This window comes from Planctomicrobium limosum (genome assembly GCF_051465645.1).
Lineage (GTDB): Bacteria > Planctomycetota > Planctomycetia > Planctomycetales > Planctomycetaceae > Planctomicrobium.
This window is the reverse complement of record NZ_CP195790.1, coordinates 3969219-3987462: the sequence shown is the minus strand read 5'-3', so window position 1 is coordinate 3987462 and position 18244 is coordinate 3969219. Positions and strand designations below refer to the sequence as shown.

Below are 18244 nucleotides of genomic sequence, written 5' to 3'. Positions count from 1 at the left end.
AACGAGGAGACCTTATTGCTCACAACGCGACACCTCGCAATCATCCGCGCAGCGCTGCAGTTCTTTGACGAAGAGATCAGTCCACACGGAGCAGGTGGGGCGTTTCCCTATTTTGAGGAACCGCTGGAGGAGCATCTCCAGACTGAGGAGTTCGCACAACTTCGGGAATTGCTGCGATCAGTGGAACTGAAATATGTCCGCTCCGATCAAACCGGAACAAGGATTTTGAGTCACAAGCTGCTGACTTCGGAAGAGGTTCAGCAGCGTCAATCAGCAGATCCGAGTCGTATCGCGACCGTGATCCTGACTGCTGTCGATTGATCTCTGGGTTTACAGACCTTCCATCAGCTCTGACAGGGTCATGCCCAGCGTCTGGGCGATCACCTCCAGATTCCTCAAAGCGAGGTTCCGTTCTCCCCGTTCAATCCCCCCAATGTAGGTCCGGTCGAGCCCGCAGGCCGCAGCGAAGGCTTCCTGAGAATAGCCTTGCTCCTTCCGCAATCTGCGGACCCGCTCCCCAAACCGCTCCAAAATGTCTGCTCGTTTCGCCATGCGAGCATTGGAGTGTTGACTATCGGTATCACTCTACGGACGATAAGTATCATTTCGTGTCGATGACGATGCGCATCGGTGATGTCGCACGTTCTTCTCGACCATTCACACAGAGGGCCTGATGTTAAAACCACCGTTGTTTCTCCTCCTGTTCTTTTCTCTCGCCGGGTGCGGACCGGTCAGCCAACCGGTCTGGAATCACGATTCCCGCAGCTTCTTTTACACACAGTCGGATGGTGCCATCCTTCAATACGATGTGGAAAAACGTGCCACGCGCACCCTGTTGGCCGCCGGAGACCCACGCCCCCGCCAAGTTGCCCTGGGGACCAGCGTGCCGACGGTGAGCTTTGCCCAGGCGGCCTTCAGCCCCCGGGCACAAGCCGTTCAAGTTGGGGTCAAATCACTGCTGGATGGCCAACAGGGCTGGAGCAACCTCGAAGTCTGGGGAGATGCCGGCGCGCGACGGGAGCTGGCCGGCACGGCCTGTTACCACTCTCCGAAAGGGAACCGGATTCTGATCTGGTCCCAGCACCTGAAAACCGTCCCGGAACTGATCAAGTCACCAACGCCGTTTGGAGTCTTCTTTGTTTACGATGTTCCGTCGAACGAGTTGATCGAACTGAAGACGACACCTCCAGCGATGCCGCTGCTGCAGATGATCAATGTCTCCCCCTTTCTGCCAGATGGGAGCGGATATCTGGGCCTGAAACTCATGGAGGACCAGCCCCTTCTGGTCACCGTCACCTGGGATGGCTGGGAAACTCCTCTGGTACTCACTCCAGAACTGCGCGCATCCCTCAGGACCCTGACCGGTGACGGTTCGGAAGGCCGAGCCGCACTGGACCCGCTTTATCCGCTGCCGCAAGGGTCCTGGAGCAAAAAAACTCTGCGGTTTGCAACGCGGAAAGGGACAGTCTGTCTGGATACCGGCACGCATCGGGGAACTCTGGAACCGCTCTCAGAACCACAGCAGGCAGAGTACGATCAAATTATTCAGGCGGACAAAGCCGATTTCCCATGGATGACGTTACAAGTCGCCCGCTTCTCCAGCGGACCGTACAGCCTGCATTTCCGCCAACAGCGAGGACGGGAAAACTACCCGGCGCGCGTGGAATTGGTGGATTCCCGACAGCAGCGAAGACGCGTGCTGCTCGAAGCCCTCATCCCTGAGGAACCTTTTTGTCACTATCTGCATCCCTCTCCGGACGGAAAACTGATTCTCGCTTGTTCGCATGATGGGTACCGACAAACCATTCACGTGATTCAGCCGGATGGAGAGATTCTCGTCAAGATCGATGCCGGTCCCGTCAACCAGAGCGGAGAATCATCGTGAGTCATCGACGACAAGCAGACACCGATCTCGGGTGGATCGCCTTCCTGCTTTTTATGGGAGGATTCGTTGGTCTAGCGCTTTACAATGAAAGCCGACCTCATGTGTTTCCACGGATTCGGGGACGTGTCGAACAACCATTTCTCGGTGATCCCGTATTGGTGATGACCGTATTTCATCAGCATCCCGGGAACCTGAGAAAAGGAACGCTGCAGATCACGATCTCCGGACCTCAAGTGCAGAATTCCAGCGGAAGTGAAACACGAAAGCACAGCTTCGAACTCTGGGAACCCAATGAAGAGCATGCGGTACTCCTCAATTTCCCACTCCGTAAGTACGACCCAACCCAGGAAATCCCCGTGAGTTTTTCGATCAAGGCCGCTGGCATCAAGGACTCGGCGTACGAGGACGCGTGGTCGGGCGCTGGCTGGAGCTCCAACCAGAAGTGATGCTTTGATTGAGACATGTGCCATGTTGATTTCACACCTCCCGCAGTGCCGCTGCCGGGAGGTGTTTTCATTTCCTGAAAGGCCCCCTATGAACCCGACCTTGCTCGAGGAGCCATTCACAGGTTCCTCTCCACAATCCGCGGCAGCAACCCGGCTGCGAACGACGATGGCAGCAGCCCGACTCAGCTTCACCTGGCTGGGGGTTCGCAAAGCCCTGACGATTGAACAAAAGAATCAGGCGGCGGACTCGTTCGGTGCCGAAGGGAAGTTCCTGTCCGCCGGCAAGAAATTGCTCGACACCTCCCATCCGGCGTACAAGGCCGTGACCGCGATTAAAGGACGTTGCCAGAGTTACTGGAAGGCCATGGCTTTGCCTTATCCGGAGCCAGGAGTTCGGCTGATCCGTCAGCAACAGCTCAATGAGTTCGACAACCAGATCGTTCAGTTCAAACACGAGCTGACGGAAGCGGTCGCGTGTCTGGATCAGCATTACGGAGAGTTACGCTCGGCAGCCCGTCGTCGATTGGGAAACCTCTTCGATCCTTCCGACTATCCGACCTCATTGATCGGGCTCTTCGGAATCGAGCATGACTATCCCTCCGTTGAACCCCCTCCGTACCTGCAGCAACTCAACCCGGAGCTGTACGAACAGGAGTGCCAGCGAGTCCAGGCCCGGTTCAATGAAGCGGTGCAATTGGTTGAGCAGGCGTTTCTGGAAGAACTCTCGAAGCTGGTGGATCATCTCGGCGAACGGCTCAGCGGCACCATGGACGGGAAGCCCAAGATTTTTCGCGATACCGCGCTGACCAACCTGACCGAGTTCTTTGAGCGGTTTCAGGCGCTGAACATTCACTCCAACGAGCAATTGGATGCGCTGGTGGAGCGGGCCCGGCGCGTCACACACGGCATCGAACCGCAACAGTTACGAGAGAGCCAATCGCTCCGGCAGAAGTTCGGCAAACAACTGGCCAGCGTGCAGTCGTCTCTCGACGGCCTCCTCGTCGATCGACCCCGCCGCAACATCCTCCGTGCTGGGCGGCAGGGTGCGACCCTGCACGCGGTACGAGCTGACGCTCGGAGTCGGGATTGATGCTCCCGTTGGTCGTTTGGCTGATGGACCTGCTGAAAGGAGGTTCCCTTGGAGCTGCTGATTCATTCCCGGGGTGAGGTGCGATGTCTCTACGATGAAGCGATTGACCTGCACGAACTGGGAGCACTCACCATCTCCCGTGGTTCGCATGTCGAACCGACATCTGCTGGCCAATGGATGGTCGATCTTTCCCCGGTGCAGGGTCCACAGTTGGGACCGTTTCTGTCCCGGTCCGCCGCCCTGGCAGCAGAAGTCACCTGGCTGAATGAATATTGGCTGACGCCAACAGGGACAGCCTCTACGTAAACCCGTTCTGTCAGATGGCAGACGGCTTTGATTCTCCGGCTCGCACGGTGCGGGCAACCTGATCGAGCGTGTCGCTCGTCGGGGTGGTTGTGTTTTCACACACACGACCATCCCGTTTGCGGGTGGTCGTGTGCCTGTCCTCTTCAAAGGAACAAACGATGCCCCAGCATGATCTCAACGCCGCCGTGGCCTGTGCCACCGGTGAATCCCTCTGTGAAATCCGCCGTCGCGGCTTCTCCATCGCCGATCCGGCAGAAGTGCGGTTCGATCCCGAACCAGATCAACTCATTCCCCAGAGAATCGATTGGGACGATGAGTCGCAATGCATGATCCCGATTCTCGGAAGATGCAGAACTCGGGCAAGAAGAACACGACGCCGCCAATCGGTTCGTTGATTCCTGGTCTCTGCTCTCCTGTTCCCTGAACTCCGCATCACCATGATTTCGAGTCCTTCTCCAAAATTCCCGGCAGGTCAGATTCTCATCACGAGCACTGCCCAACAACAACTCAGCGCATCCGAGGTCCAGCAAGCTCTCCGCCGTCATCTGGCAGGTGACTGGGGCGACTGCGAACCGGACGATGCCGCCACCAATGAGGACGCCTTGCTGCACGGTGAGCGGTTGTTGTCGGTCTATCACACGGCGGAATCCGTGACGTTCTGGATCATCACCGAAGCAGATCGTTCCGCGACAACAGTGCTCATGCCTGATGATTATTAGCGATTCTGTCCGAGCCCGGTTTTACTTTCACTTCAACCCTCAAGGAGCTGTGTCTATGCAGATTCTCTTCATCAATAACCACGGCGGCGGATTTGCCGACAAGATCGAGATCCCCGAGGGGATGACTGTCCGGGAGTTGTTCGTCCAAAAACTTCCGGACAGCCAACCGCAAGATTACCTGATCCGGGTCAATCGCCAGCCGACCACAGCGGATTACGTTTTGCAACCGGAAGACCGCGTCAGCATCACTCCCACCAAAATCGAAGGGGCGAAAGCCCTGCGGGCTGGGAACAGGAGACAGGGTATCGAGGCCAGCAATGTGAACCTCTACTCCTCTTTGACTCTGGTCCCTGACCCCCGCCCTCTCACCTCTATTCCGAAGGAGTTTCCATGGGAGCCCGTCAGAGGCTCAACAGTCTGTACTTCACGGGAATCCTGATCATTGCAGCCGTCTGCGGAGTTGTGGCGGATTCCTGGGGAATCTTCGCTGGCGTGACGATCGTTCTCGCTGCGATTCTGATTCATGGCGGGAATATCCGTCCGAATCCCACTTTCCGCAAGCCACGGCGATTCCGCCGCCGCTGATCTGACCCGTTGATGTCCATGCAGAGCCCCTCGCCAATCGGCGAGGGGCTCTGTTTATTTCAGGAGCCCTTGTCATGAACTTTTCCCTGTGTCGACGTCCCTGGCTGCGGACAGCAAAATACCTCGAGCAGCAATATCAACGGCTGCACAGTCGCCCACCGGATCAGGCAATGTTGTCTGATGAACACTGGCACCGAGTTCAACAGTTACAGCGCCGCCTGCAACTTTCCTCCCGATTCGGTTATCGCGCCACTCAAATACATCTTCGTCGTCAGCTTGGCCAGTCGCTGCGTCGACTGGCCAAGGAGTGTTTGCACCAGGCTGAAGATTTGGAGCGTCAAGAGTCCCTACCGGAACTTCCGACGTTGCGACTGCTGCTGGAAGAACTGCAATCGCTGCAGGAGGAGTTTGATCAAGTCGAGATCGACTGGCCTGCCAAGGTTCTCCGTATCCGGACCGAACGGATTGTCCTGGAAAACATTGATCTGGGTCCATTCGAGATCCGGCTCTCACTCGACCAACTCGGCTGCTACCAGCCGTATCAGGTGATCGCCCGGAAACCGCATCGCCCCGGTTGTTGCGACGACGTCACACATCCACACGTGCAGAACGATGTGCTCTGCGAAGGCGATGGTCGACATCTGATCGCCAAGGCGCTGGAGCAGGGACGCTTCGGTGAATTCTTCCTGCTCGTGGCTCAGGTGCTGCGGACTTACAACTCCGGCTCGGCATACTGCCGGTTATCGGACTGGAACGGAACATCCTGCAGCGATTGCGGCGATTCCATTCACGAAGATGACCAATACACCTGTGACCGATGCAGCTCCTCTCTGTGTGATCGTTGCACGAATACCTGTACCGCCTGCGATGACACGATCTGTAATGAATGCAGCTCCACCTGCGAATCATGCCAATGCACCACCTGTGATCACTGTCTCAGCCGTTGCGAATCCTGCCAGGACTCGATCTGCAATGGCTGTTTGAACGGTGACCTATGTCCCACCTGCCATCAAGACTCCCTGGAGACTGACAATGAAGAAACTGACCACGAGGAACCCACTGTGGAACCGGCGTTCATTGCGACGGCCACGCCGCAAACGTCAACAACGACGGCCGACCCTTCGGTTCAGCCCGACTGCCTGGGCGAAGCTCTTATTCCTGCGTGATTTCGGTCCCACCGAAGTGGGCGGGTTCGGGATCTCAGCACCAGACAACCTGTTGTTTGTGCAGGACATCCAACTGGTCCAGCAGCACTGCACGGAATCATTCGTTTCATTCCATGACTTTGCTGTTGCCGACTTTTTCGAAGACCAGATCGATCTCGGACGCAAGCCGGTCGAATTTGGCAGGATCTGGATTCACACGCATCCGGGAAGTTGTCCTCAACCCAGCCCGACAGATCACGAGACATTTGACCGGGTGTTCGGCAGCTGTGACTGGGCGGTCATGTTCATCATTGCCCGAAGCGGAAACACCTCTGCTGAGCTGCACTGGAAGGCCGGCTCGGCCTCACTCCCCATGGATGTGGAAGTCGATTTCTCAAAAACGTTCGAGGGAAGCGATCATGCTTCCTGGGACAAGGAATATCGAGCGAACGTGCAGGCGGAGTCGTGGTTTCTGGAACGTCGTTCCCGCTCCGGACGGAAGCTGATGTCTGACCAGGATCTCGATGTGGAGTATCGGGAGCTGTTCGCCGAACCGCTACCAGCGGAATCCATTCGTATCCAACTCTGAAATCCCGTAACCACACATCATTTCACCTCCACTGAAGATCAACAGAAAGATCCGACATGAATATTCCCGACCGCTTTGAACGCCAGAGAGACCTGGTCCCGACTGACAAGGTCAATGAATTGACCATCAGCGTGATCGGCGTCGGTGCCATTGGCCGACAGGTCGCCATCCAACTTGCTGCCATCGGAGTTCGGAAGCTCCAGCTTGTCGATTTTGATGTGGTCGAACCAACGAACATCACGAGCCAAGGTTATCTTCAGGAGGATCTGGGCAAGCAGAAAGTTCAGGCCGCCGTCGAGCAGGTGCTATTGATCGATCCAGCAATCCAGATCGAGACTGTCGGCGATCGTTACCGCCCTTCACTCCAGACAGGAGAGGCTGTCTTCTGTTGCGTCGACAACATTAGCACCCGCAGCACATTGTGGCGCAACCTGAAAGACCGCTGTGAGTTCTGGTCTGACGGCCGCATGCTCGGCGAGACGATGCGCATTCTCACTGCTATGGATGCCAAATCACGCCAACACTACGCCACGACCCTATTCCCGCAAGCCGAAGCCCAAGGCGGATCGTGTACTTCAAAAAGCACGATCTATTGCGCCAGCATCGCGACCGGGCTGATGGTCCACCAGTTCACACGCTGGCTGCGTGGTCTTCCCGCTTCTTCTGATCTGGCTTTCAACTTGTTGTCCGATGAATTCGTGTCGCTTGCCAGTTGATCTTGTTCTATCCCGTATTGATTAAAAATTGTTCCACGCTCTTTTTTAAAGGACTCTTCCATGCCTGTCACTCGAATCGTTAGTCCCGCAGAACACGAAGATCAGACTATTCCACGGTCCAGCCGCGCCTCCTGGACCGGTCAATTGAAATTCGGGAATGTCGCCATTCCCGTCAAAGCCTATGCCCTGACTGTGACCAGCCCCTCGGGACCGCTGTGCCAGGTGCATACCGGGTGCGGTCAAAAGATCGAATATCGTAAATGCTGTCCGGTGCATGGTCAGGTTCCAAATGAGGAAATCGGCAAAGCCTATCCGTACGCTGAAAATGATCTCATCGAACTGTCCGAAGCTGATCTGGAACCGCTGGCTCCTCAGCCGGAACACATCATCACGCTCAAGCAGTTCTTCGAACCAGACCAGTTGCAGCTGCCACTTCTGTCTGGTCGGAGCTTTCAGCTGATTCCGGCCCATGCCGCGGCGCTGGTTCCCTACCAGGCGTTTGCGAAGGCTCTCCAACAATCGGGTGTGGGAGGATTCGGGACTATTGGACTGTCCGGTCGAATCCAGCTGCTGTTTGCCCGCGCCATGGAGCAGTCGATCCAGCTGTTCCTGTTGCACTGGCCGGCGCAGTGCCGGATCGCTCCCGAAGTTGAACTCTCGGAGTCCTCAGAGGTTCTGCCGCTCTCGAAACAGTTCCAGCGAATGATTCGGGAGCAGATTGGTCCGAGTTCCTGGAAGGAATCCCGGGATGACTGGGAACTATGTCTGGCCGAACTGGTACAGGCCAAAGTGGCCGCCCGGACAGCCACCCTTCAGATCCGACCCGGCACTCGCGCCAGCCGCACAACCGCTGGCAAGTCTCGCTCGGCCAGATCCCGCAAACCCGCTCGGGCGGCGTAAGGCCGTTCCGATACAAATCGGAATGGCTCTGAACATGAATGGAGACAAATTACCTAATTCTATTTTGACGTTTCACTTACGGCGACGAACACCGGACTCGTTTCTGCTCGTCCCCTGTCCGCGAATTGGCAGGGCGATTCGCTGTCAGGGGCAGCTGGAAGCGGCAGTCGCCACCATTCTGGCAAACTGCCCCCTCGTCACATCCATTCAGGAGCAGCCCCTGCAGATCTGGTATGCCTGGCGAGAAACCTCCGCCGGTCCACAGATCCAGCTGCTGAACAAGCCGCCACGGAAACGCCGACTCGTCGATAGTTCTGTTTCATATGTCGTCCCAGATTTTCTGGTGTGCATGACAAACCGATCGATGCGGCTGGTGGAGGTCAAACCTTCCTCCCAGCTCAATCGACCCATCGTCCAGCGAAAGCTGGCTGTCGCCCGAGCGTATGCACGGCAGCAAGGTTGGGAGTATCACGTCCTGACAGAACGGGAACTTCTGAATAGACCGCTGCTTCGAAATCTCCGACTTCTGGCCCGATACCGACAGGCTCAAAAAGACTCGAAACTGGCGAATCGCCTTGTGGAGTTTGTTGCGAACCAAAAATCGCAACCAGCCATGCTGGCCCAGTTCGCAATGACGATCAGAGGAATCAGTGATTCCGAACATCGACTGACGCTTTTTCATTTGCTCGCTGTCGGTCGGCTGGATTGCAATCCAGCCGCAGGACCGATTGACGATTCGACAGCCCTTTATTCAGGAGGAACTCAACCATGGGATCCGTTCGACTCGGCGTGGGGACTCAGTGGCTGCGGGAGGGAAGACCTTTCCGCATCCTCCGTCAACTCGCCGCCGGACGGTTCCTCGTCCGGGATGTGAACTTTAATAATGATGCTCCTCTCTCTGATGAGGAAATTCTCACTCTCTATGGTCAGGGAGAACTTACCTTTTCCACAGAGGAGATGATTCCTCAAAAGACACCCAGGAAGAACCGGGTTCTCCCTGACCTGACAGAGGAACAGCAACGACTGGTTCGGGAACGGTGGGAAGCGATCGAGCCTCTCACTTGCTTGGGGAGGCGTCCGACCGGCGAAGACTTTCGGCTACGATCCCAACAGCTTCAACATCAAGAGATGTCCATTTCCGCGAGAACACTCCGACGGCATTTCCAAGCGTGGTCTCGTGCGCATCATGATCGAATGGCATTAGTTCCCGGCTTTTCGAAACGAGGTGCAAGAGGAAAGAATCGGAATACGAGCATTCTGAAACGATATCCCGTTCTGCGCCAGTTTGTGGAGAAGGCTGTTGAGGATGTTTACCTGACGACCGCCCGGCGTCCAGTGTCAGCCGTGACTCGACGAGTCATAGACGATCTGGAACGCCATAACGCCCGGGCCCCAATGAGACAGGCAATTCCGGTCCCGCGCTGGACAACACTGGACCAGGCCATCCATCGCTACATCTCACGAATCGACCCCTGGGAACTGGACCGGGCGCGTTGGGGACGACGGATTGCCGACCGCAAGCATCAGCCGACTCGATCTCAGAAGTTGGCACGGCGGATCCTGGAACGGGTGGAAATCGATCACAGTCTCCTCAAAGTGGTGGTTGGCACCGAAGCAGGACCAATCGGCCAGCCATGGTTGACGGTCCTGATCGACTACTACAGCCGGATGGTGCTGGGATTCTGTTTAGGGTTTGAACCGCCGTCTTATGCGGTGCTGATGGAGGCACTCCGAACGGCGATTTTGCCGAAGACGGATTTGGTGAAAAGGTTCCCGCGAATTCAGGGAATCTGGCCCTGTTTCGGAATCCCTGAGCGGATCGTCTGCGACCGGGGTTCCGATCTGATCAGCAAGGATTTTGAACAGGCGGCGTTTCAGTTAGGAATTGAACTGGATTTCAATCCACCACGAACTCCACATTTCAAGGGGACCGTTGAGTCATTCTTCGACAACCTCAACGATCAACTCCTTTCGGCTTTACCAGGGAGAACATTCCGGAGCTGGGAACGACGGGCGGATCACAATGCTGATGACAGGCCGATGCTTCCCTATGAGGCATTGCTGGAGATCATTCACCTGCACCTGGTGGACGTCTATGCCGCCAGTAAACACCCCACGTCTGACAAGACGCGCCGGGAAATGTGGCTGGAGAGTGCGGCAGAATATCCGCCATCTCTCCCGGGCTCACCCGAGGATCTGATCGTGCTGCTGGCCCGGCGGACGGAGCGGGTGGTCACCTCCCGGGGGATCGAACTCTCCGGCATGTTCTACACCAGTGATGAACTGATGGCGATCCGGGGAGAATTGGGCGCCAACAATCTTGATATCGACCGCTTTCAAGTGCGTTACAACCCCTGGGATCTGGGTGAAGCCTGGGTTCTCAATCCGGTGACGGAGACCTACATCCAGGTTCAGGCTGTGGATACTGCACTCCGGGGAATGACCGAGTACCAGTGGAAGGTGCTGCGGCGAGCGGTCCGGGAACAGTTTGATGAGCCGGAGCATGTCCTGTCCCTGGCGGCCAGCCGGAACGCCATTCGTGACGTGGTCGAGCAGACGGTCAAGAAGCCGTCCCGAAAACGCCGGGTGCGGGCCGCTCGGTTCTTAAACCAACATATTTCGTCGGAACAGAATTCGAATCTCTCCGAAGCAGGATGGGTGGATCTGGAGGGAAATGCTGTGTCAGTCCCGTTGGTGGATGCCCTGCCCGATTCACCGGAGCCGGTTCAACCAGAAGAGCTGCCGGAAGAGCCTCTTGATCTCTCCGACTTGGACGTTGACGACTGGGAAGTCGCCAGTTGATTGCATGTCGCAAACCAAAACTATGTTTTCACCAGAGTGGAGAAAGAGATGGCAGTACCACGAGATTCTCCAAAAGCTGGAGAACGTCAACATTGGCGATCCGTGTCACCAGAGGAACGGATCGCCTCCGTCAATCAACTGATCGTGCTCCACCCCCGATTCCGGGAAGGGGTCGAATTACTGCAGCGATGTCACGAATCGATTCGCGGAAGTAGTGAGCCGACATGTGGCGCATTATTAGGAGTGTCCGGGGTCGGCAAGACCTCCGTCATCGACCACTATCGGAAACTACATCCCGCTCACGACACCGAAACCGCCACGCAGCAGCCGGTGCTGAAGGTCACACTCCAGCCGGAAGCCCGACCGAAGGGAATTGCGGCGGACATTCTGCTGGCACTCGGCGATCCGGCATGGTCCAGCGGAACCGTGCAAACATTGACGAACCGTGCCGTGAAACTGCTCCAGCGCTGCCAGGTCGAACTGATCGTTCTGGACGAGTTCCACCACCTGTTTGACATGGACCGGGCCAAGGTGATGACCAAGGCGGCCCAATGGCTCAAAGTGCTGATCGTGAACACGAAAATTCCGGTCGTGGTCTGCGGGATGCCGGAAGCAGAATATGTCCTTCGGGCCGAACACACCGAACGGCGGTTCAAGGAACGGTTGCAACTCAAGTGTTTTACTTGGCGGACACCTGCTGGCAAACGCGAGTTCTGCGGAATGCTCAAAAAGCTGGATCAGTCACTGCCGCTCGCCGAGGACTCGGAGTTGGCGGAACTGGAATTGGCAGGGCGGTTTTATCTGGCCTGCCGAGGGATTCCGGACTATCTGATGACGCTGGTTCGGGGTGGTCTGGTCGAAGCACTTCGACGACGCAGTGAGCAGATCACGAAAGAAGACTTGGCCCGAGTCTATGAACAGAAGCTGGCTCACCAGCGAGTGCTCCTGGAACAGTCCAATCCGTTTATTGGTCAACTGGATCAGGGAGCCCTCGACCGAGTTCAGCCCGCCGATGATGCTCGTGCTGCAGGAGTGGGGCTGACACCCAAAGCAGCACATCGACGTAATCGGGCAATGACCGCTGGTGATTACCTGGGAGGACGCTGATGGAACGGTTATCAAAGCTCCCGACTCGGGAACCATTGCTTCCGGGAGAGTCGCTGGAAAGTCTGGTCCGTCGGCACACATTGGCGATGGGATACGAATGTCTGGGACGAATTTCGGCGTTGGTCCGTGAGCGAGGAGAAGTGCCCCCGTCATTCAATCACATGGGCCAGGGGCCGGTACTGGAAGGACTGGGCGAGTTGTTCGGCATTTCTACCAGAGAACTGCTCAAGTCGACGGTTCATCGATTTGCCGAACAATTGATGATCGTTCGACCGAATGAATCGAGTCCGGCAGTCTGTGACTCCAAAACAATCCTACGGTTCTTTCGGCGTGGGACATCACCGGTATGTCCGGAATGTCTTCGAGCAGAATCTGTTTATGAGCGACTGTTGTGGAGTTTTACTCCGCTGCCGATCTGTTCGGTTCACAGAGCTATAACCATCGATCGCTGTCCCGATTGTCGATGGCCGTTGTCCTCGACACGATTAGATATCTGGCGTTGCCGCTGTGGTCAATTGTTGACGGACACTCAGCAAGTTGTAATCCCGGTTCACCTGCAGTCTCTCAGTGAGAACGTGCAGGGCTGGTTGCTGGGAGGATCGCAATCCATTCCGGACATGTCGACGGCAGCCTTGTTCTGGTGGATGGAACGTCTGGCCAGTGCCGTGATACGAACTCCACCTTGGCTGGCCCAGTTGCGAGAGCGCGATGAGATCTCGGAAGAAATGTCCGATCAACGTCTGGCCTGGCTGGCGGCTGCTGAGATGCTGGTTCACTGGCCGAAGCGATTCGAGGAGTTTCTGGAAGTGTTCCAGACGGTGGCCAAGCATCGGCTGACATCCACCGGTGTGAGCCGTTCATTCGGACTGTTGTTGCGAGAAGCAAAATGGTTGGAAGACATGGGTTACCCCCCTCCTGCGAAGGTTCTTCGTCAATATCTTCTGGAGCGATACACTTTGGGACACCTGACATCCAAGGTTTGCCTGTTCCAGGGAACCGCTAAAACCCGAATGAAAGATCGTCCCTGGCTGACGCAAACTCAGGCCGCGAAGCAGTTGGGCGTTCGACATGGAGCGGTTGCCGATCTGATTCAGCGAGGACTACTCGATGGAGCGGTTCGCCCTACCGGGATGCGCGGACGGTCGGTCGGTATCGTTAGCCTGGAGTCGGTGCAGGGGTTGCGTCGACAGTTGAGTTCGTCAGTTACAGTTCCTGTCGCTGCAAAGCGACTGGGAATCGGACGACATGCGATCCTGGAGATGGTTCATCGAAATTTGCTATGGAAGGCCATTCGAACCGCCAAAGGTTGGCTGATTCCGAAGGGAACAATTGAGGGCTGGGAAGTTGTCGTGCAACATCTACCGATTCGATCCGGAACTTCGGTTGTTTGGCTGACGCTCCGAGAGACGACGAGACGATTCGGGAAGAGCGGGTTCACTCTGGCTGTCGTTCTGGAGTTGGTGCGATCGGGGCGGGTTAGAGCTTGTCGGTCAAACAAAACATCCGTGTTGGGCTCCATCCTGGTTGACCACAATGATCTGCAATCGAATCAGGAACAGGTCCAGACGCGACAAAACGCGGAGGCGGGTTATGCGGTTCATCGACTCTCCAAAGTGCTCATCCTTGGACGTCCTCTCAAGGCCATCGTGCTGCAAAAATGGATTACGGCTGGGTTGCTGGCCGCGAGACGACATGGTCGGATACTGATCGTGATGCCGGACGAGGTCGAACGATTCCGGAAGACCTACTGTCTGGCGGATGAAGTCTGTGCCCTTCTGAGGATCAGCCGCACGACCCTGTCTCGCTGGGAGGAAGCCAATCGGATTGCTGCCATCTACAGCAAACGCAGCCATGAGGGAGCGGGTGCGTCCGTTTTTCTGCGGGACGATGTCGAGCGATTGTGCATCAAAGATATTATCGCCGATACTGAAAACATCACCAGAGCCGTATAACGAGGCCAGCCCGACCATCTTATGATGGTCGGGCTGGCCTCGCATTTTTTACCTATCAGACGATGGATGAAGATATACCCGTCAAATTTTCGTTTCGTGAGTCGGTCGTGAACACCGAAGCACTGCTTGAACGCGGATAAGCCTGTCATTCGCACAGATACCGCAAGCGAGATCCTCGGTCGTCTCACGTGGGCGGTTCCGCTTTGTATTGCCGAAGCATTCACAAGTCGGATTCGATTTCAACTCCAGGCACCAACCACGGCTCAAGCTTGAATCCGAACTTCTGCGAGCTTGCTTAGTGTGGTCAGAAAGGTTCCGAAGATCGTTTGCGATTCAGACAGCCATGAACTTTGCAAGGCAATGATTTCCACACTGTCTGCCACGAGTCCGAAGATTGGCCCGCCGCTCATCCCTTCAATGGGGATATCACACTTCGGCAGTCTTCCAGAAAACCGGAGATGTTCCCCCTCGCGGCAATCGTCAGCCCGTTCGATGTGAATGGCTGTCGTCTTGGGGTTTGCCCGAATCGTGAATTCCGTGGCTGTGACGTTGTGTGATACGGCAGGAAAGCCCAGCATGAAATATCCTTCATGCTCCTTGCTGTGTTTGCTCCATTCCGATTCAGTCAGCATCCCGACATCATTCGCTTGAAGCAAACGGACCGTATGGGCGTCCAACTCGACAATTCCCCAATCAATCCGCCGTTCATTGCTGAATTCGTAGAATTTGCGGGCGTTCATGAAGTCGAACGGAATGTACCCTTGGCGGTCTGACCCGTGGCCAAAATGGTCGATCAACCGGAAGTCTTCCGCAATGACGTTGTACCGTGTTCTGCAACGTTCCAGGTCGTGGAAGATATGGCCCGCCGTAGCAAACCACCATTTCCCGGCAAGCTCCAGGATGACCCCGGGATGAAAGTCGGCTTTGGGGTTGACATTGCGGAAATAGGCCAGACAAACCAGATAGCGCCCGAAGTCCCGCATCAGGCCTTCAACGAATTCATCAGCCATAAGCATGCGGTTCACCTGCTGGGAATGCGTCCATCGCTTCGGCGAACGTCCGGAAGAATTCTCCGAACCATTCCAAGATACCATTGGCATCGAACGTAGCTGGAACAAAGCCGATTCGATTATCGCCAATGACGGCGGTTCCGTGAGTCTCGGACGCGCCCGCCCTCAAGACAACGTAATGCTCAATTCCAGGGGCGGCCACTTGCCACCCGGTCATAATCCGTTCTGCGCTCATGGGAATTCCTTTCAGGTTTACAATCCTTTTACCTGTCTGGCCGAAAAAGGCAATAGAGGATTCATGTATCGATGCCGTTGGAGTCCAGCCTATCGCCAAGCGATTCTTCCAAGACATCGCGTTTACCTGTAGTGAGTGGGCGGTCGGCGCTTGTTTTAATCAGCATCATCCAAGTCCCGCCGAATTCAACCGCTGCAAACTTGCAATCACCATTATTATCGATAAGCCATTGCAAAGCTTTCAGGCAATCATCCCGGCCCTTGATGGCCTCAATCTCGTAACGGCCGAATGCGTCTTGCGTGGATTCATTAAACGACATTTCAAGATGCTTCTGCCAAAAGTCATCCCAATTGAACTTCGCGAATCCAATGGTTCCAGGTGGCCTACGGGAATCCGATGATTGCTTGCGTAACGTCCGTTCATTAACGTTCCCATAGTCCACCCAATTCCGTTTTCGATTTGACATTGATTCCTTCCGTGCAAGAGAACATTCCTCGGTATGGTGAATCCTGTTGCGCGTCATCGGGTTAATTTTGCCGCTTCCCGGATACTCATGGCCATCCCAATATCTTGTCCGCATTCCATCGCCAACTTGAAGAACTCTTCACCGGCTTCCGGACGATCAAAGGAAAGCTTGCGAGTTTCGGATCGGACATACTTCCGCAAACGGTCTTGAAGCATACCTGTTGTCAGAATTTCATGGTTCAAAATGTCGCAATAGCCTTGAATCGTGGATTTCGGAAGCTTTGGCCCGTTGATGAAGTAATGCAGGTAGGGCAAGAAATGACCGTGCGAGAGAATGTCATTGCCTCGCGTCCCGTTCGACTCAAAGATTTCCTTTCGAGACTTCCTTGTATTCCCGCCATTGAATTCCGGATCCAAGAAGTACCGCAGGCGAATTTCTGGAATCGCCTTCCGCTCGAATAGCGACGTCGCGAGCATGGCCGCCAATTGGCAGGACGTTTCCAGCACTTCATAGAAGCGGCCATGTAGCCGCATGTGGTCTGGGGCAAAATCAATCTGCCCGACAAATTCCTGTTCTTTGGCGGTAAGTGGCACCGGTTGCGGAGGGAATACGTCCATTTTCGATCCAATCTCAACTACTGCTCGAATGTCTAGGTTGTCAAGGGGCGGGCGAAACTGGCAATAGCTCACGCGCCAGGAGACGAAAAAGTCCGGCTATCACGAACCTCGCGCAACAGTCAAGCACCTTTGGTGAAATCGTCTGACAGCTCCCAGGTTCGACGTGATCGAGGCGGCCTCTGCTTCAGGATCTTTTACACCATCGCACAGGATGCCCACACTGTACCGGCATAGCCCCCCAGGCTGACCACGACATGCCAATGGGCCACGTGCGGCGGGACTAGCGTTACGGGCGAGGTAACTTGCGCAGATGGATATCGACAACCTATCAGCGTTTGACAAACAACAGGGTGGACACTGACACCGTCCATCGCTCCGGCAACGGACTGACGGCGATTCATCGTCCCAATCAAAGAAATAACCGCACCATCTTTATCAGCATTTGTAATTGTCTCTGGGGCCACAACAGACGCACACAGAGTTTCCCGGATGAAATTCAAGACCATCCTTGCTGTGGTCTGGCGGCGGCAAAGGCGATACGATTCAAAGAATCCAAACAAAGGTTAGAGGAGAAGAGTTGAAATGGTCAAAGTGTTGCTGCTGTCGGCGAATCCAGTTGACGCTGTATTGAATATCGACGAAGAATTTCGGGCCATCGATGCAAAAGTTCGTAGCTCGGAACATCGCAATCACGTCGAACTGATTAAGCACGGCGCAGTACGGCTACAAGACATCCCCGGCTTGCTCATGCGCCACAAGCCGGATGTGGTTCATTTTAGCGGTCACGGTGCCGCAAATGGGATTGCATTGACCGGAATCGACGGAACAGGTCAAGTCGTTCCACCCAATACGCTGGCGAACATCTTCCGCGTTCTGAAAGACAACGTCCGCGTCGTCGTGCTCAATGCCTGCGATTCGGCACTGCAGGCAGAAGCAATTGTAAGTGTAATCGACTGCGCAGTGGGAATGAGTGATAAAATCAATGACGCCGCCGCGATCGCATTCTCTGCTGCTTTTTACGAAGCGCTCGGTTATGGGCGGTCTGTTCAGGATGCTTACGACTTAGCCCTTGTCCAAATTGCCGGCATCGGTACGAATACTTCGCTCGCCAAGTTGTACAACCGTCAGACAGTCAAGCCCGCAGAGGTCATTCTGGTAGCCCAATCATCTTCTCGCGAGCAACTGACCGAATTCCCCGAAGCCTTGGCAATGGGGGATCGCCCGGACCCGTTCTAGGCCCGTCAGCTGGCAAGCTGGCGGGCATAAAGGCAAATGGACTCAGCTCATCTCATTCGACGAGCGAGCACCAACTATTCGCTGACTCAGATAGAACCCCGATTGTTTATCCTGCATTCATAGATCAAATTGCGAGTGGTCTTGCCAAAAGTGCAGAGAAATTTGGAGTTCCGGGACGTGTCCAACTCTCGACCTTAGACCTAAACCTTCCTCCGAAACTATTAGAGCATGTTGACCGACCGACTGTTTCTGATGCTCTCAATGAGTCATTTTCAAATAATAAATCCATTTGCCTGATCGGCTACCCTAAGGCGGGAAAGACCGCCGCCGCCCGCGATTATGTGGCAAAGTCGAACAACGAATCCCTCTGGTTGACTATTCCAGAATATACCGCAGCGGCGGAAATCGAATTACTGTTGACAAGGGCCATCTGCCAAC

Annotated in this window: 22 protein-coding genes; 16 read left to right on the top strand and 6 right to left on the bottom strand. The window is 55.5% G+C overall.

The annotated features are described in order from the left end of the window. Window positions 1–15: 15 nt before the first annotated feature. On the top strand, window positions 16–321 hold the full coding sequence (locus SH527x_RS15245; RefSeq protein WP_437191540.1) for a hypothetical protein: 306 nt from the start codon (window positions 16–18) through the stop codon (window positions 319–321). 9 nt (window positions 322–330) lie between these two features. On the opposite strand, the gene SH527x_RS15240 is transcribed toward SH527x_RS15245, so the two are convergent. Continuing rightward, the gene (locus SH527x_RS15240) at window positions 331–552 is read right to left on the bottom strand and encodes a helix-turn-helix domain-containing protein (RefSeq protein ID WP_437191539.1); all 222 of its coding nucleotides are present in this window, start codon (window positions 550–552) and stop codon (window positions 331–333) included. Window positions 553–673: 121 nt separating this feature from the next. Between SH527x_RS15240 and SH527x_RS15235 the strand changes: the two genes are divergently transcribed. The 4 genes from SH527x_RS15235 to SH527x_RS15220 all read left to right on the top strand — a co-directional run bounded on the left by SH527x_RS15235 (window position 674) and on the right by SH527x_RS15220 (window position 3727). Continuing rightward, complete coding sequence (locus SH527x_RS15235; protein WP_437191538.1) at window positions 674–1885, top strand: hypothetical protein; 1212 nt, start codon at window positions 674–676, stop codon at window positions 1883–1885. Continuing rightward, on the top strand, window positions 1882–2331 hold the full coding sequence (locus SH527x_RS15230) for a hypothetical protein (protein WP_437191537.1): 450 nt from the start codon (window positions 1882–1884) through the stop codon (window positions 2329–2331). The genes SH527x_RS15235 and SH527x_RS15230 overlap by 4 nt, the downstream gene beginning before the upstream one ends. 88 nt (window positions 2332–2419) lie before the next feature. Then, window positions 2420–3421 carry a hypothetical protein gene (locus tag SH527x_RS15225; RefSeq protein ID WP_437191536.1) on the top strand — a complete coding sequence of 334 codons (1002 nt, stop codon included), beginning with the start codon at window positions 2420–2422 and terminating at the stop codon, window positions 3419–3421. A gap of 48 nt (window positions 3422–3469) precedes the next feature. Then, window positions 3470–3727: a hypothetical protein gene (locus SH527x_RS15220; protein WP_437191535.1), complete on the top strand. Its 258-nt coding sequence runs from the start codon at window positions 3470–3472 to the stop codon at window positions 3725–3727. Window positions 3728–3870: 143 nt separating this feature from the next. On the opposite strand, the gene SH527x_RS15215 is transcribed toward SH527x_RS15220, so the two are convergent. Next, window positions 3871–4050: a hypothetical protein gene (locus tag SH527x_RS15215; protein WP_437191534.1), complete on the bottom strand. Its 180-nt coding sequence runs from the start codon at window positions 4048–4050 to the stop codon at window positions 3871–3873. A 114-nt stretch (window positions 4051–4164) separates the two neighbouring features. On the opposite strand from SH527x_RS15215, the gene SH527x_RS15210 reads away from it, so the two are divergent. The 10 genes from SH527x_RS15210 to SH527x_RS15165 all read left to right on the top strand — a co-directional run bounded on the left by SH527x_RS15210 (window position 4165) and on the right by SH527x_RS15165 (window position 14242). Continuing rightward, window positions 4165–4446, top strand: coding sequence for a hypothetical protein (locus SH527x_RS15210; RefSeq protein ID WP_437191533.1), 282 nt, complete (start codon window positions 4165–4167; stop codon window positions 4444–4446). 390 nt (window positions 4447–4836) lie between these two features. Continuing rightward, the gene (locus tag SH527x_RS15205; protein WP_437191532.1) at window positions 4837–5031 is read left to right on the top strand and encodes a hypothetical protein; all 195 of its coding nucleotides are present in this window, start codon (window positions 4837–4839) and stop codon (window positions 5029–5031) included. Between the two features lie 74 nt (window positions 5032–5105). Next, window positions 5106–6197 (top strand): hypothetical protein, encoded by a 1092-nt coding sequence (locus tag SH527x_RS15200; RefSeq protein ID WP_437191531.1) that lies wholly within the window; start codon window positions 5106–5108, stop codon window positions 6195–6197. Window positions 6198–6213: 16 nt separating this feature from the next. After that, entirely contained in the window at window positions 6214–6765 is a 552-nt protein-coding gene (locus tag SH527x_RS15195) for a hypothetical protein (RefSeq protein WP_437191530.1), read from the top strand. A 56-nt stretch (window positions 6766–6821) separates the two neighbouring features. Next, window positions 6822–7481: a HesA/MoeB/ThiF family protein gene (locus tag SH527x_RS15190; RefSeq protein WP_437191529.1), complete on the top strand. Its 660-nt coding sequence runs from the start codon at window positions 6822–6824 to the stop codon at window positions 7479–7481. A gap of 60 nt (window positions 7482–7541) precedes the next feature. Further along, window positions 7542–8381 (top strand): Ku protein, encoded by an 840-nt coding sequence (locus tag SH527x_RS15185; RefSeq protein ID WP_437191528.1) that lies wholly within the window; start codon window positions 7542–7544, stop codon window positions 8379–8381. Window positions 8382–8415: 34 nt separating this feature from the next. After that, entirely contained in the window at window positions 8416–9255 is an 840-nt protein-coding gene (locus tag SH527x_RS15180; protein ID WP_437191527.1) for a TnsA endonuclease N-terminal domain-containing protein, read from the top strand. After that, window positions 9150–11183, top strand: coding sequence for a transposase (locus SH527x_RS15175; RefSeq protein ID WP_437191526.1), 2034 nt, complete (start codon window positions 9150–9152; stop codon window positions 11181–11183). Before SH527x_RS15180 ends, SH527x_RS15175 begins: the two co-directional genes overlap by 106 nt. A gap of 48 nt (window positions 11184–11231) precedes the next feature. Further along, a complete protein-coding gene (locus tag SH527x_RS15170) occupies window positions 11232–12290 on the top strand; it encodes a TniB family NTP-binding protein (protein ID WP_437191525.1) in 1059 nt (352 codons plus the stop codon). Continuing rightward, window positions 12290–14242, top strand: a complete 1953-nt coding sequence (locus SH527x_RS15165) for a TniQ family protein (protein ID WP_437191524.1) — start codon at window positions 12290–12292, stop codon at window positions 14240–14242. The genes SH527x_RS15170 and SH527x_RS15165 overlap by 1 nt, the downstream gene beginning before the upstream one ends. Window positions 14243–14505: 263 nt before the next feature. On the opposite strand, the gene SH527x_RS15160 is transcribed toward SH527x_RS15165, so the two are convergent. The 4 genes from SH527x_RS15160 to SH527x_RS15145 all read right to left on the bottom strand — a co-directional run bounded on the left by SH527x_RS15160 (window position 14506) and on the right by SH527x_RS15145 (window position 16570). Then, a complete protein-coding gene (locus SH527x_RS15160; protein ID WP_437191523.1) occupies window positions 14506–15252 on the bottom strand; it encodes a hypothetical protein in 747 nt (248 codons plus the stop codon). Then, on the bottom strand, window positions 15245–15487 hold the full coding sequence (locus tag SH527x_RS15155) for a hypothetical protein (RefSeq protein ID WP_437191522.1): 243 nt from the start codon (window positions 15485–15487) through the stop codon (window positions 15245–15247). The genes SH527x_RS15160 and SH527x_RS15155 overlap by 8 nt, the downstream gene beginning before the upstream one ends. A 61-nt stretch (window positions 15488–15548) precedes the next feature. Then, window positions 15549–15953, bottom strand: a complete 405-nt coding sequence (locus tag SH527x_RS15150) for a hypothetical protein (protein ID WP_437191521.1) — start codon at window positions 15951–15953, stop codon at window positions 15549–15551. Window positions 15954–16006: 53 nt separating this feature from the next. After that, complete coding sequence (locus SH527x_RS15145; RefSeq protein ID WP_437191520.1) at window positions 16007–16570, bottom strand: hypothetical protein; 564 nt, start codon at window positions 16568–16570, stop codon at window positions 16007–16009. 582 nt (window positions 16571–17152) lie between these two features. On the opposite strand from SH527x_RS15145, the gene SH527x_RS15140 reads away from it, so the two are divergent. Further along, window positions 17153–17806 carry a CHAT domain-containing protein gene (locus SH527x_RS15140; RefSeq protein WP_437191519.1) on the top strand — a complete coding sequence of 218 codons (654 nt, stop codon included), beginning with the start codon at window positions 17153–17155 and terminating at the stop codon, window positions 17804–17806. Window positions 17807–18244 lie beyond the last annotated feature (438 nt).

Excerpts from the sequence above, each read along its gene's own strand:
- SH527x_RS15155 (WP_437191522.1), bottom strand. The coding sequence starts at position 15,487 with ATGAGCGCAGAACGGATTATGACCGGGTGGCAAGTGGCCGCCCCTGGA.
- SH527x_RS15190 (WP_437191529.1), top strand. The coding sequence starts at position 6,822 with ATGAATATTCCCGACCGCTTTGAACGCCAGAGAGACCTGGTCCCGACT.
- SH527x_RS15210 (WP_437191533.1), top strand. The coding sequence starts at position 4,165 with ATGATTTCGAGTCCTTCTCCAAAATTCCCGGCAGGTCAGATTCTCATC.
- SH527x_RS15240 (WP_437191539.1), bottom strand. The coding sequence starts at position 552 with ATGGCGAAACGAGCAGACATTTTGGAGCGGTTTGGGGAGCGGGTCCGC.
- SH527x_RS15200 (WP_437191531.1), top strand. The coding sequence starts at position 5,106 with ATGAACTTTTCCCTGTGTCGACGTCCCTGGCTGCGGACAGCAAAATAC.
- SH527x_RS15160 (WP_437191523.1), bottom strand. The coding sequence starts at position 15,252 with ATGGCTGATGAATTCGTTGAAGGCCTGATGCGGGACTTCGGGCGCTAT.
- SH527x_RS15165 (WP_437191524.1), top strand. The coding sequence starts at position 12,290 with ATGGAACGGTTATCAAAGCTCCCGACTCGGGAACCATTGCTTCCGGGA.
- SH527x_RS15170 (WP_437191525.1), top strand. The coding sequence starts at position 11,232 with ATGGCAGTACCACGAGATTCTCCAAAAGCTGGAGAACGTCAACATTGG.
- SH527x_RS15235 (WP_437191538.1), top strand. The coding sequence starts at position 674 with ATGTTAAAACCACCGTTGTTTCTCCTCCTGTTCTTTTCTCTCGCCGGG.
- SH527x_RS15175 (WP_437191526.1), top strand. The coding sequence starts at position 9,150 with ATGGGATCCGTTCGACTCGGCGTGGGGACTCAGTGGCTGCGGGAGGGA.
- SH527x_RS15225 (WP_437191536.1), top strand. The coding sequence starts at position 2,420 with ATGAACCCGACCTTGCTCGAGGAGCCATTCACAGGTTCCTCTCCACAA.
- SH527x_RS15145 (WP_437191520.1), bottom strand. The coding sequence starts at position 16,570 with ATGGACGTATTCCCTCCGCAACCGGTGCCACTTACCGCCAAAGAACAG.
- SH527x_RS15180 (WP_437191527.1), top strand. The coding sequence starts at position 8,416 with ATGAATGGAGACAAATTACCTAATTCTATTTTGACGTTTCACTTACGG.
- SH527x_RS15205 (WP_437191532.1), top strand. The coding sequence starts at position 4,837 with ATGGGAGCCCGTCAGAGGCTCAACAGTCTGTACTTCACGGGAATCCTG.
- SH527x_RS15150 (WP_437191521.1), bottom strand. The coding sequence starts at position 15,953 with ATGTCAAATCGAAAACGGAATTGGGTGGACTATGGGAACGTTAATGAA.
- SH527x_RS15185 (WP_437191528.1), top strand. The coding sequence starts at position 7,542 with ATGCCTGTCACTCGAATCGTTAGTCCCGCAGAACACGAAGATCAGACT.
- SH527x_RS15140 (WP_437191519.1), top strand. The coding sequence starts at position 17,153 with ATGGTCAAAGTGTTGCTGCTGTCGGCGAATCCAGTTGACGCTGTATTG.